This window comes from Enhygromyxa salina, from assembly GCF_002994635.1.
GTDB classification, from domain to species: domain Bacteria; phylum Myxococcota_A; class Polyangia; order Nannocystales; family Nannocystaceae; genus Plesiocystis; species Plesiocystis salina_B.
This window is the reverse complement of sequence record NZ_PVNL01000142.1, coordinates 59,519-71,909: the sequence shown is the minus strand read 5'-3', so window position 1 is coordinate 71,909 and position 12,391 is coordinate 59,519. Positions and strand designations below refer to the sequence as shown.

Sequence of the window (12,391 nt, the reverse complement as noted above, 5' to 3'; positions counted from 1 at the left end):
GACCGAACTGCGCGGGCCTCAGCCGCACGTTTGAAGTGCATGGCGAAGCGAAGCAAGGCGGATGCCCGCGGCTCACCGAGCGCGGTCGTCACCAGCCGCGACCGTAAGACCAACGCCGTGAACACTGCGCCAGATCACGAGTCGGGGACCCTCGAGGCCACGGTCCCCGAGCCGATCGCCAGCCTCGATGTCGAGGTTCAGGCCATGTTCGAGCGGGTCCGGGTGCGCCTGGGCATGCGCGCGGGCGGGCCCGAGATGGTCGGTCGCTATGAGCTGCGCGACTGGATCGGTCGCGGTGGCATGGGCGAGGTCTACCGCGCGTACGACACCGAGCTCGAGCGCGAAGTGGCGCTCAAATTAATCGCGCCGCGACCGGGCAGCGATTCGCAGGTGCTGCGCCAGCGGCTGCGTCGGGAGGCCCAGCTGCTCGCCAAGCTCGACCACCCGAACGTCGTCAAGGTCTACGACTCTGGCGGCCACCAGGGCCGCGCGTACCTGGTGATGGAGTTCGTGCGGGGCGCGACGCTGCGCCAGCTGCAAGCCGTCGGCGCTCTGTCCACCCCAGAGCTTCTGACCGTGTACATCCAGGCGGGCCGCGGGCTCGTGGCTGCTCACGAGCGGGGCGTGGTCCACCGCGACTTCAAGCCCGACAACGTGTTCGTGGGCGACGACCGACACGCGCGTGTCGGTGATTTCGGCCTGGCCCACGTGCTCGGCGAGGTCGAGGCGATCGCCGGTAGCGGCGGCGGTGGCTCGACCTCGTCCAGGTTGACCCAGGCCGGCGAGCTGCTGGGCACCCTCGGCTACATGGCGCCCGAGCAACTACGTGGCGAGGGCTCCAACGCGCGGGCCGATCAATACGCGTTCTGTGCGGCGCTGTGGGAGGCGCTGACCGGGGATCGACCGTTCGCGGGTGCGAGCTCGCGCGCGCTGATCGAGGCCATGCAGACCGAGCCGCGCGGCGGCGAAGAGATCGACGGGCGCCTGCGTCGGGCGCTGCTCGTCGGACTGTCAGCGCGACCCGAGCAGCGCCACGCCAGCGTCGCCGAGCTCCTCGCTGCGATCGAGGAGCTGCTCGAGCGGCCGGCGCGTCGGCGTCGCCGGCGTCGGCGGGTCGCGGGTGGGCTCATCGTGTCGACCGGGCTGGTGGCGGTGATCTTGGGGTATCGAGCCAAATACCCCGATTGTCCGCTGGCCGACGAGGTCGCAACATTGGCTGCAAGCACGGACTGGGATGCCGTCGCGAGCCGAACCTCGCGCAGAACTGCCGATCGGCTTCAGAGCCGTCTCACCTCAATGCGGGCCGACGCCGCGCGCTCGTGCGTGATTGGCGATGAGGCTTCGCGTCAGCACGTGAACAGCCTGCTGGGCAGTCTTCGCACCTTGCTGGATGCCGCCGCCGATGAGCCGACCCCGCAATGGGCCGAGCGAGTCGCCATGTTCGAGCTCGACTTTGTCTCGAAGGCGACGGTGCCCATGTCGGATTCGGGCTACAAGCGCTTGTTGGACGAGGTCAAGCCGCTCGATGACGCGTGGCGGGTCGACGAGCTGATCGCCAAGTGCGAAGAGATCGAGCGCGTCAGCTGGGAGTCCCCGGCCGACCGCGCGGCGTTCCTCCTCATTTGTGGGCGCGCGCGCTCGGTAAAGGGCGACTGGTCGCTCGCTATGGCCAATTACAGGCAGGCACGCCTGAACGCGGAGTCGATCGCGGATCGACAGCGGCGGCTGCGGGCCAACCTCGAGGCGGCGAGGACCGTGATCATGCGCCAGCAGGAGTATGAGCGGGGTGAAGAGCTGCTCGCGCAGGCACGCGACCTGCTATCGGCGCTCAAAGTTGGTGTCTACGATCCACGCCGGGCCGAATATGATGAGATCGCCGGGGTCTTGGCCCGCGCGCAGGACCGACCCGACGAGGCCCTGACCCTGACCCGGCGGGCCGTTCGTCGTCAGCTGTTGGTCGGCACCAACAATCAGCGGGTCCCAGCCCTGACCAACCTCGCCAATCTGCGCGGGGCTCGAGCCGAGCCGGTGCGCGCGGAGCTGGCGTTTCGGCTGGCGCTCTACCTCGGCCCCAATGATCCAGAGGCTGCCTACAACCTCGCGCGCTTCCTCTCCAATGAAGACCACGATCTCGACGAGGCGCGCGCGTTGCTCGAGACGGTGCTCGCCAGCGACGAACACGACCTGCGGCTCATTGCCACGACTTGCTTGCTCGGCCTGCAGAACGAATCGGATGACCGCGCCGCGGTCGCGGGCGAGGTTGCGAAGCTGATCGCGCTCCTGCGTGACCCGCAGATCCCACGCACGCCCGAGCACGAGGTCGAGTCGTGGATGACGGTCGCGCTGACGCTCGCCTCGCTCGGCGACGATGGACCCGAGTTCCGAGCCGCGCGCGACCGCGTCCCTTTGGACTATCGCCCGCAGCTCGACGCCGCGATCGCAGCCATGATCGAAGCCCCCAAATAGTTAGTTAGCGAATCAACAACCCAACAAAGGAAATAAGACAGAATGCCCGACCCACTGTGTATCAGTGAGGAAGACCCGATCAATTTTGACGGGTCCCTCGACACCAACAGCGACCTGCAGCTGCTGCATGGCAGCGATAGCCTCGCCGACTATGACCAGACTGCCCACGCCGAGCATGAAGACCTCCACGAGTCCACGGGGATCGTTCGGGTGAAGATCGTCGACTTCACCTCCGGGGGCACGACGTGGACGCTGGACGCGACCCACGATCCCGGCAGCGGGTCGATCTCCTGGTCGCGCGGGACGGATCATGCGTACTACGACTTCGGCCCGATGACCGCGGAGCAGGAGGTCGACGTCACCGGGGTCAGCGACGCGTCGCCGCCGGTGACCAAGACTCGCCGGATCCGGATCAAGCTGTCGCCGACCGACGCGCAGCCCGATCGCCCCCGCGCCTGAGCCCGTGAGCGGAGCACCCCAGCTGAGCCCCGGGCTGAGCTGGGGTGCGCTCGCTCGCGCTCCGCGTCCAGGCCCGCAGGTGGTACGCTGGCCCGATGGACCCGGACCCCGACCAGGACCTGGAATTGTTGCAGCGGTGGCGCGACGGTGACAAACCCGCGGGCGGCGAGCTGCTCGCGCGCCACTTCAACTTGCTGCGCGTCTACTTTCTCAAGCGCGTGCCCGAGCGACCGACCGAAGATCTCATCCAGGAGGTGTTCGTCCGCATGGTCGAGGCGCTCGACCGGTTCGAGGGGCGGTGCTCGGTGCGGACCTTCCTGATCCGGATCGCGCAGAACGTGTACCGCGAGACCCTGCGCGAGCTCCACCGCCCGGACGGTCAGTTCGATCCGCTCAGCGAGTCGCTGTTTGCGATCAGCGGCCGGCGCCAGTCATCGATAGTCGCCCAGGATCAGGCCCAGCAGCTGTTGCTCGACGCGATGCAGCACATCCCCAGCGACCAGCATGACATGCTGGACCTCTACTACTTTCACGGGTTTACGCTGCGCGAGATCGCCGAGCTGCAGGAGATCCCCGAGGGCACCGCCAAGTCGCGGATCGACGCTGCGCGCCGCAGTCTGCTGCGCGAATTCATGAGCTTGCTCGGGTCCGACGCGGAGGTGTGGACCGACGACGCCCTCGACCGCGGGTTGACCCGGGTCCGCGACGTCGTGATCCGCGGCCAGCCCCGCGCGTGAGCGCGACTCGAGCTCGACCACCTGCGCGATGGGTCGCCGCCGGATCCACCATGTTACAGCTGTGTGGCATTCGCTGATCGGCTTGCGTCGCGGACCGCTGCCCCGGATTATCGCGGCGCCGCCCACCATGACGCGCTTCGCTTCAATCCACGCTCGCGCGCTCGCGGCCGTGTTCATCCTCGCTGGCTGCACGCAGACCCTGGCCTGCAACGAGGTCACGATGGTCACGTCCGAGTCGCCGATCCAGATCCAGGCCCAACCTCCGGCGCCGCCCCTGCCCAACCTCCCGGCGGTGCCCCAGCCGCCCGTGCCGCCTCGTGTGACGCTCGAGGGTGACCTGCTCGGGCTCGACGAGGCGCTGAGCTTCGACGCCGCTGGCGTGCTGTCCAGCGAGCATCAGGACATCCTGGGCGAGCTGGCGAACTGGCTCGAGGCACACCCGGAGGTGCTCGAGCTGACCGTCGAGGTGCACAGCATCGGTGAGGGGTCTCGCCGGGCCCACAAGAAGCGCAGCAACGGCCTGGCCACGCAGATCGTCGATGCCCTCGTCGCCCAGGGCGTCGCCTCCGAGCGCCTGATCGCCGCGAGCGTCGGCGCCTCCCCGGACGGGCAGCGCAGCGTCGCGCTGCGGATCAGCAAGCGCGCCGAGGCGCAGGAGTAACGCGATGATGAATCCCTGCTTCCGTCTCTCACGCGCGATCCTCGTCGTCGGGCTGTCCGCGCTGTCTGGCTGCGTCATGTGGATGCGCGACGCGGACTTCTATTCGGCCGAGCTCACGGAGCTGCTCGAGACCCACGACGAGGTGATCGAGGCCTGCTACGATCGCTACCTCGCCGAGCACGATCCCAAGGCCGCGGGCCAGGTCGTCGTGGCGTTCGATGTCACCAAGCGCACGGGCGAGCTGACCAACATCACGCTGGACGATCAGCAGAGCACCGCGCCCGAGCCGCTCGCGGCCTGCGTCACCGATCAGATCGCGCAGATGCCCCTCGATCCGCCCGATGCCAAGCCCGCGCACGCGCAGATCACCTGGGTGTTCGCGCCGGGGTCGCGCAAGCGCCCGCCAGCGGATCCGTTCAAGGCCGTCGAGTCGTCGCTGTTGACTTGCTACGAGACGCACCTGCGCGACGTCGACCGCGACGCGACCGGTGAGCTGGTCGTCGAGTACGCGTTCAACCCGGACACGGGCGCGCTCGAGCAGCTCGACGTGGTCGAGGCGGGCACGACCGCGCCCGGGCCTGTGGTCGCGTGCGCGACCGAAGCCCTGTCCTCCGCCTGGCTCGATCCCAAGCTGCTCGATCAGCGCAACACCGCGGGCCGCCGCGAGTTCACGCTGCGCTACACGCCGTGGCAGCCGCCGCCGCCCTGATCCCTAAAACCAAAGTCTTTGGCATGAGCATTACCCGACGAGAACTACTGCGCCGCGCTGGCTTGCTCGGCGTCGCATCCTTGATCCCAACCTTCAGCGCGTGCGCGGCCGATGACGTTGGCGGCGAGGCGGCGGACGACACCGGAACGGGTGGCACGGACGGCACGGGCGGGCCCGCCGATGACCTGCCGATCTACGCGTGGGAGGGCGATCCCGGCCCGGCCAGCGTGTTCACCCACGGGGTCGCCAGCGGCGATCCGCTCGCCGACTCGGTGATCTTGTGGACGCGGATCAGCCCGGACGATCCCAGCGCCGAGGTCTTCTTCGAGGCCGCCCTCGATCCCGAGTTTGGGCAGCGCGTCGCGGCCGGCTACCTCGGCACCTCCGACGAGACCCGCGACCACACGATCAAGCTGGATCTCGACGGGCTCGACCCGGCCACCACTTACTACTATCGGTTTTGGGTGCAGGGCGTGGTCTCGCCGATCGGCCGCACGCGCACGGCCCCCGACGGCGCCAGCGATCATCTGCGCTTTGTCGTGTGCTCGTGCTCGAGCCTGGCGCACGGCTACTTCCATGGCTATCGGCACATTGGCACGCGCGCCGACATCGACGCCGTGATCCACCTTGGCGACTATATCTACGAGTACGCCTCCGGTGCCTATGGCGACATTCGCGAGTACGAGCCCGCGCACGAGTGCCTGGCCCTGGCCGACTACCGCATGCGGCACGCGCAGTACAAGCGTGACGCCGACCTGCAAGCGGCCCACCGTCAGCATCCCTTCATTACTACCTGGGACGATCATGAGGTCGCCAACGACGGCTTCACCGACGGCGCCGAGAATCACACCGCCGACGAGGGCGACTGGTCCACGCGCAAGGCCGCCGGCAAGCAGGCCTACTTCGAGTGGATGCCCGTGCGCGAGGGCGAGCCCGGTCGCATCTATCGTCAGCTGTCCTACGGCGACCTGGTCGACTTGATCGTGCTCGACACTCGCCTCGAGGGCCGCGAAGAGCAGGTCACCCTCAGCGAGTCCGACAGCCTCGAGCAGATCAACGATCCCGAGCGTCAGCTGCTCGGCGCCGAGCAAGAGGCGTGGCTGCTCGAGCGGCTCTCGACCAGCACCTCACAGTGGAAGCTGCTGGCCCAGCAGATCCTGATGGGCCAGATCATCTTGCAGGCCGGCTCCGGCGGCGAGCCCAACCGGCCGTTCATCACGGATCCCTGGGACGGCTACGAGGCCGCGCGGCGGACCGTCTACGCCCACATCGCCGACAACGACATCGCCGACGTCGTGGTCCTGACTGGCGACATTCACACCTCGTGGGCCAATGAGCTGACCGCCAATCCTGCGGATCCGGCCGTGTACGATCCCGACACGGGCGAGGGGGCCGTGTCCGTGGAATTCGTGACGCCCGGGATCACCTCGCCGGGCTTGCCTGTCGACATGGCGACGATCAACCTGCTGTTGGCATCGAACCCGCACGTGAAGTGGGTCGAGCTCGAGCATCGTGGGTATATGACGATCGACGTGAACGTCGATCGGATTCACTGTGATTGGTGGCATATCGAGCAGGATCAGATCGTGCTGCCGGACCCGGTCACGCCTGTGCATGCGCAGGCGTATGTGGTCGAGACGCTGGTGTCGCGGTTGATCCTCGGCTCCGAGCCGGCGGCCGAGAAGGCCGACCCGCCCCCGCTCGCGCCATGAGCGGTCGCCGCTGCGGGCGAGACTCATGACAGAGGTTTCGGTCGGATGATCCAGATGACCCAGATAACCCCCGAGCCAACGCCCGCGGGCGCGAGCTAACCCGGTGCGGCTGCGTCCCTACCAGCTCGAGACCGTCGAGGCGGTGATCACCGCCCGCCGACGCGGCGTGCGTCGGATGTTGGTCTCGCTGCCGACCGGCTCGGGCAAGACGGTGATCTTCTCGGAGCTGATCCGCCGCGCCAAGCGTGACGTGCTGGTCCTGGCCCACCGCGACGAGCTGCTGGCGCAGGCCAAGCACAAGATCGAGGCGGCGCTGCGGCGCGCGGGCGATGACCGGCGCGTGCAGATCGAGCGAGGCGAAGCGCGGGCCAGCGCCAGCGCGCGGGTGCTCGTGGCGTCGATCCGGTCGCTCCACGAGGGTCGCATCGGCCGGGTCCTCGCCGGCCGCGAGCTCGGCCTGGTGATCTACGACGAGTGTCACCACGCGGTCGCCGACGCCAACCGGGCGGTGCTCGAGCGGATCGGCGCGTTCGAGCCGGACTGGCGCGGGACCTTGGTCGGCTTCACGGCGACGACCCGGCGCGCGGATGGCCGCGCCCTCGGTGAGGTGTTCGAGCAGATCGTCGCCGAGCGCACGCTCCAGCAGATGATCGCCGAGGGCTACCTGCGACCGCTGCGAGGGCTGCGGATCGAGACCAAGGTCTCGCTCGAGGGAGTCACAGCGGTCGGCGAAGACTTCGACGCCGACGCGCTCGAGGAGGCGGTGGACATCCAGGGCCGCAATCAGCTGGTCGCGCGCAGCATCATCGAGCTGTGCCGGGATCGCCGAACCATCGCGTTTTGTGCGGGCGTCCGCCACGCGGAGAACCTGTGCGCAGCTCTCAATCGCATGGGCGTGCGCGCGGCGATCGTCCACGGTGAGATGCCCAAGCTCGCCCGCGAGCGCACGCTGGCCGGGTTCCGCGACGGGCAGTTTCGGGTCATCACAAATGTCGGCGTGTTGACCGAGGGGTTCGATGATCCGGGCGTCAGCGCGATCGCCATGGTGCGTCCGCTGCGTTCGGAGTCGCTGTATTTGCAATGTGTGGGTCGCGGCATGCGTATCGACCCGAGCGCCAGCGATTGTCTGGTGCTCGACTTCGTGGATCTGTCCTCGCTCGAGATCATCACCACGGCCACGCTCGAGGCCGGCAAGCAGGTGGACCCGCCCGAGCGCGAGGCCGCGGGCGAGCGCCCGGCCTACCTGCCGGTCCCCGACGACGACCGCGGCGAGGCACCCGCGACCCTCGAAGAGATCACGCGACGGCTCCGCGAGTTTGACCCGCTGACGATGGTCCAGAGTGACGAGGCGGCGGCGATCTCGATCAACGCGTGGCTGTCGCTGGGGGCCCGGGGGATGATGCTGCACTACCTGGATCACCAGGGGGAGCTGCGGCACTTCGAGGTCCGTCCCGCGGCCCGCAGCGGGGTGGAGATCTGGCGCGACGATCGACGGATCACGCGCTGCAGCAGCATGTCCGCCGCGATCGAGGCCGTGGACTACGAGCTGCCCAAGCACGGCGACCCGCGCAGCGCTCGGGCCAGCGCGGCGTGGCGGCGGCACCCGATCACGGCGCCGCTGCAGCGCGCCGTGGCCGAGCTTCGGCCGCCTCGCCGGGCCGAGACGGTCGGGGACGCGATCGCCCACCTGGCGCTGGAGCTCGGCCTGCGCCCGACGGCGAAGCGAGCCGCCAAGCCTACTGCGGGTTGATGACCGAGAGCTGCAGCCCGCCCGGGTACGCGTACGAGGTCACGTTCGTGTAGCCGACCTGAATGACCCCAAACGGCTGATTGCTGGTCGCGAAGTGCCCGCCCTCGGTGACGGGGAAATCGCTGATCTCCCAGGCCCCGACGGCGTAGTAGCCATCGACCACGACGCCGTCGATCAGCACGTCGTCGCCGCCAGCCGGGCGAATGATCTGGGCATAGTGTTGGGTGTAGCCCGTGCCCGTCACGAACGCGTAGGTGGCGAGGAACTGCTCGGTCGGGACCATCTGATACATCGAGGGGTCGCCCGTGCCGGCCCCGCCGTTTTGGCCCTCGAGCAGCTGCACGGGCATGAACGGTCCATCGCCCGTGAACACGAAGCTCTGCTGGGTGCCGAACTGGTAGTACTCGCCCTTGTCGAGCTGCAGCGGGAACCCCGGCTGCGCGGGCACGGTGTTCACGCTGACGCCGTCGTCGCCGCCGTAGACCCGCCAGTAGAAGGTCTCGTTGCCGCGCTGCGGGGCGTGAGCGCCGACGTATTCCTCGCCCCAGTACTCGAGCGGGAGCATGACCTCCTCGAGGTGATCGCAGAACGTGGTCGGGTAGGCCGGGACGTTGCCGCACTCGGTGGCGCCCGCCAGCCACACGGGCTGATCCGCGGTCACGATCGTACCCGACAGATCCTGGTACTGCGCGGCCACGACCACGTTGAGCGTGTCGTAGCGCTGCAGCATCACCTGCGTGCTCTGGCCCTGTGCCAGCCCCTGAACACCACCACCTGCCGCCGTCGGGCCGCCAGCGATAAACTCCAAGAGCGTGTTGTCTTGCGTTGCGATCGCGGTGAAGTAGCTGGGGTAGTGGGTCGTGAAGGTGCCGGGGTAAGACGCGACCACATAGTTGCCGGTCAGCGCGTGCTCGGGCAGCAGCATCGACGCATCGTTGGTCGCCTGTGAGCCGATCGGCGAGTGCAGATACGCGACGATCGGGATCGTCGTCTGCACCCGGTAGACGCCGCCGGTGCGCACGGTCGTGATGCTCTCGATCTGTGCGTTCTCTAGCTCGAACGTGTGCGTGCCCTCGGGCCCAACCACGACAGGACCGCCCAGCGCCTGCTCGTTACTCTCGTTGTTGGGCACGAAGTACAGCTGCGCCGTGACGTCCTTGCTGGACGACACGTTGCCGATCACCAGCGAGTCCGGCTGGTTGGCGTGAAGGTTGTCCATGCGGTTGGCGAAGAACGAGCAGCCGACCGAGCTGGGGTTGAGCTCCGTCAGCTCGCACAGCGGAATGCAGTTGCCGTTGAAGCAGCCCTCGGTGTCCCCGCACGGGACCGGGGGGCCCCACGCGGAGCCGTCGTCGATGCAGGTCTGGGTGTTGTCGGGATCGAAGCAGCTGGTCTCGCTCGGGATGCAGAACGTGGCCTCGTCGCCGTCGCCGTCGCCGTCGCCGTCGCCGTCGCCGTCGCCGTCGCCGTCACCGTCACCGTCACCGGGGTCGCCATCGCCGTCGCCATCGCCGTCGCCATCGCCATCGCCATCGCCATCGCCATCGCCGTCGCCGTCGCCACCTCCGACGTCAGTGTCGCTGAGCTCGTCGCCGTAGCAGCCTGAGGTCAGGCACATCGAGCTCTCGCTGGTGCCGCTGGAGTTGTCCGAGCAGCCTGGAGAAAACGCGACGCAGACGAGACCGAGCAGGCTCAACTCGAGATGGGATCGAATAGGGGCATCCATGGCGGGCGCATCATCGCGAAAAATCGCGGCTGATGGGGAGACGATCGGCGCTGCTCGTCCCCGGCAGACTGTCCGCGTCCCGCCACTCGCGGATCAAATAGCGAACGAGGGCGCCGATGAACTGACCCTCGACATGGCTTGCGCGGAACGTGAGGTCGGGCTCGCCTTCGGTCGTGAACTCGGCGAGCACGACCTGTTGGCCGCTGCGCATCACGACCACGGCCTGATACGCGGTCGTCACGCCTCGCTTCGGCACATTGATCACCTGCATGCGCTCTTCGATCTTGGCGACCTCGACGCGGGGGAGGCTCAGCACCTTTGTGCGAGTGCGCATCACGAGCTGGTCGGGGACGCACAAGATCCCCGTGCTCTCCAGTCGCCGCCCGCCGAGTCTGTTCAGCAGCGCGTGAGCGCCCGCCCCGAGCAACGCAGCGCCGAGCAGCGCCGACATGAACGCCGTCTCCCCAAGCTCGAACCACAGGACGACAGCGATCGTCGCGAGTAACGCCACGCAACCGATCGCGATGGGTAGCAGCACCTGCAAGGCCGTCTCCGGTGGGTCGATCGGCAAGAACACGGCGCCATCGAGGGCGACGACCCTCCCGACGAATCCGTGTTCGCCCAGGCTCGCGTCCATCCGCGCAGGCGGTGCCTCGTCCACCTTTGCCAGCAAGGCGTGGATCTCTGGGGCGAGGGTCGTGCTTGCTCGAGAGTTCATGAGCATGCCAAGGCGCTAGCCGTTGAACAGCGCGACGCGGCCGAGCTACCCCTGCGGAATCCCACCAGACGCCAAGCTCAACCCCCACCCAGTCATGTCCGAGTACGTGTAGGGCGAATTGAGCCCCGCGTACGCCTCCCAGGTCTCGGCCTCGGTGTCGACCCGCCAAGCGCTCGTCTGCATGTCGACAAACCAAACGTAGCCGTAGAAATCGACGCTCACCCCCCGCGACGAGTTGGTCGGCAGCATGATCCACTTGCCCGGCTGCAGCGTCTCGATGTCGATCGCGCGCAAGCCCGGCGGGCTGAAGGTGCCCAGCCACATGGTCTTGTTGGCGTCCTCTTGCAGCCCGTACCCGAGCAGCCCAGGCAGCACGGTGAACTGCTCGGTCTCGGGGTCGAACATCGCGCTGCCGTCACAGAACGCGCCGATCCACGGGCGGTCGAGCGAGTCGACGGTGAACCCGTAGCTGCACACCGACTGCGGCACGTCCCAGAGCTGATAGTCGAGGTTCTCGAAATCGACCTTCACCAGCTTGCGCGGTGAGTCGTAGGTGATGAACCAGTAGTCGTTCTCGGAGTTGACCGCGCCACCGTAGCCGCCAAAGAAGCCCGGCGAGATCTCGGGGATCGGAAACTCCTCGTCAATGCTGCCATCGACGCCATCGAGCATCATGACGTGGAGGCTGCCTGGCTGACCCGAGGTCGACGCGGTGCTCCACAAGAACTGATCTTCGACCGTGCAGGTGTTGGGGTTGAGCACGCCCGAGGTCCAGGCCAGCGGGCGCTGGCTGGTGTAGGCCGGGTTGACGGCCGTGTACCAGGAGATGCAGTCGTCCTGGCCCCACGCGAGCACGTCGTTCTTGCCCGTCGAGGTCTGCAGGCCAGGCTGGCCGTTGGTCATCTCGTCGCAGTTCTCGTGCAGCGCGATGACCTTGGTGAGCCCGCCGTTACGGTTGGCGACCGCGACATCGCCCGAGAGATTGACCGAGGTCCGCGAGGGGCTGCCGTTTCCGTCGCCGCGGGTGCGGTAGCGGCCCTCCTCCAGCAGGGTCTCGGTGTTGACCTTGGAGATCGTGCTCTCGTTGGAGTTGGCGACCCAGATGTACGAGAACTCTGGATCCGCGCCGCCCATGCCCTCGCAGTTGCCAGCGCCAGCGTCGGGTAGACCGGGGAGGTCGAACTTGATGCCGCCGTCCGAGTCCGCGTCGCCGTCACCGGGATCGCCGTCGCCGTCGCCGGGATCGCCATCACCGGGATCGCCATCGCCAGCGTCGCCGTCGCCATCTCCGTTGCTGTTGCTGTTGCTGTTGCCGTCGCTGGTCTCCGCGGGCGTGGTGTTGGTCCCGGGCGTGGTGTTGCTGTCGGCGTTGAGTGAGTCCGCGTCGCCGTTGCCTCCACAGGCAATGAGCAACAGGGCACAGGTGACGGGGGCGAGCGAGCGACTGAGCATG

At 67.9% G+C, this 12,391-nt stretch carries 10 protein-coding genes; 7 read left to right on the top strand and 3 right to left on the bottom strand.

From position 1 onward, the window contains the following. Positions 1-117 precede the first annotated feature (117 nt). The 7 genes from ENSA7_RS39455 to ENSA7_RS39420 all read left to right on the top strand — a co-directional run bounded on the left by ENSA7_RS39455 (position 118) and on the right by ENSA7_RS39420 (position 8,494). Positions 118-2,466, top strand: a complete 2,349-nt coding sequence (locus ENSA7_RS39455) for a serine/threonine-protein kinase (protein WP_181234565.1) — start codon at positions 118-120, stop codon at positions 2,464-2,466. Between the two features lie 42 nt (positions 2,467-2,508). Beyond that, positions 2,509-2,925 (top strand): hypothetical protein, encoded by a 417-nt coding sequence (locus tag ENSA7_RS39450; protein ID WP_106094608.1) that lies wholly within the window; start codon positions 2,509-2,511, stop codon positions 2,923-2,925. Between the two features lie 95 nt (positions 2,926-3,020). Next, the gene (locus ENSA7_RS39445) at positions 3,021-3,662 is read left to right on the top strand and encodes an RNA polymerase sigma factor (protein ID WP_106094607.1); all 642 of its coding nucleotides are present in this window, start codon (positions 3,021-3,023) and stop codon (positions 3,660-3,662) included. 127 nt (positions 3,663-3,789) lie between these two features. Then, positions 3,790-4,323: an OmpA family protein gene (locus ENSA7_RS39440; RefSeq protein ID WP_181234564.1), complete on the top strand. Its 534-nt coding sequence runs from the start codon at positions 3,790-3,792 to the stop codon at positions 4,321-4,323. A gap of 7 nt (positions 4,324-4,330) precedes the next feature. Further along, positions 4,331-5,032, top strand: coding sequence for a hypothetical protein (locus ENSA7_RS44725; protein ID WP_181234563.1), 702 nt, complete (start codon positions 4,331-4,333; stop codon positions 5,030-5,032). Positions 5,033-5,055: 23 nt separating this feature from the next. Further along, positions 5,056-6,744 (top strand): alkaline phosphatase D family protein, encoded by a 1,689-nt coding sequence (locus ENSA7_RS39425; RefSeq protein ID WP_146158674.1) that lies wholly within the window; start codon positions 5,056-5,058, stop codon positions 6,742-6,744. Between the two features lie 103 nt (positions 6,745-6,847). Continuing rightward, the gene (locus ENSA7_RS39420) at positions 6,848-8,494 is read left to right on the top strand and encodes a DEAD/DEAH box helicase (protein WP_106094602.1); all 1,647 of its coding nucleotides are present in this window, start codon (positions 6,848-6,850) and stop codon (positions 8,492-8,494) included. On the opposite strand, the gene ENSA7_RS39415 is transcribed toward ENSA7_RS39420, so the two are convergent. From ENSA7_RS39415 to ENSA7_RS39405, 3 genes are read right to left on the bottom strand one after another with little or no spacing between them, the layout of a single operon-like run. After that, entirely contained in the window at positions 8,481-10,220 is a 1,740-nt protein-coding gene (locus tag ENSA7_RS39415; protein ID WP_106094601.1) for an IgGFc-binding protein, read from the bottom strand. The two genes, ENSA7_RS39420 and ENSA7_RS39415, sit on opposite strands and share 14 nt — an antisense overlap. A 10-nt stretch (positions 10,221-10,230) precedes the next feature. Next, a complete protein-coding gene (locus ENSA7_RS39410) occupies positions 10,231-10,938 on the bottom strand; it encodes a hypothetical protein (protein ID WP_146158673.1) in 708 nt (235 codons plus the stop codon). A 45-nt stretch (positions 10,939-10,983) separates the two neighbouring features. After that, positions 10,984-12,390 (bottom strand): NHL repeat-containing protein, encoded by a 1,407-nt coding sequence (locus ENSA7_RS39405; RefSeq protein ID WP_181234562.1) that lies wholly within the window; start codon positions 12,388-12,390, stop codon positions 10,984-10,986. Position 12,391: the final 1 nt, after the last annotated feature.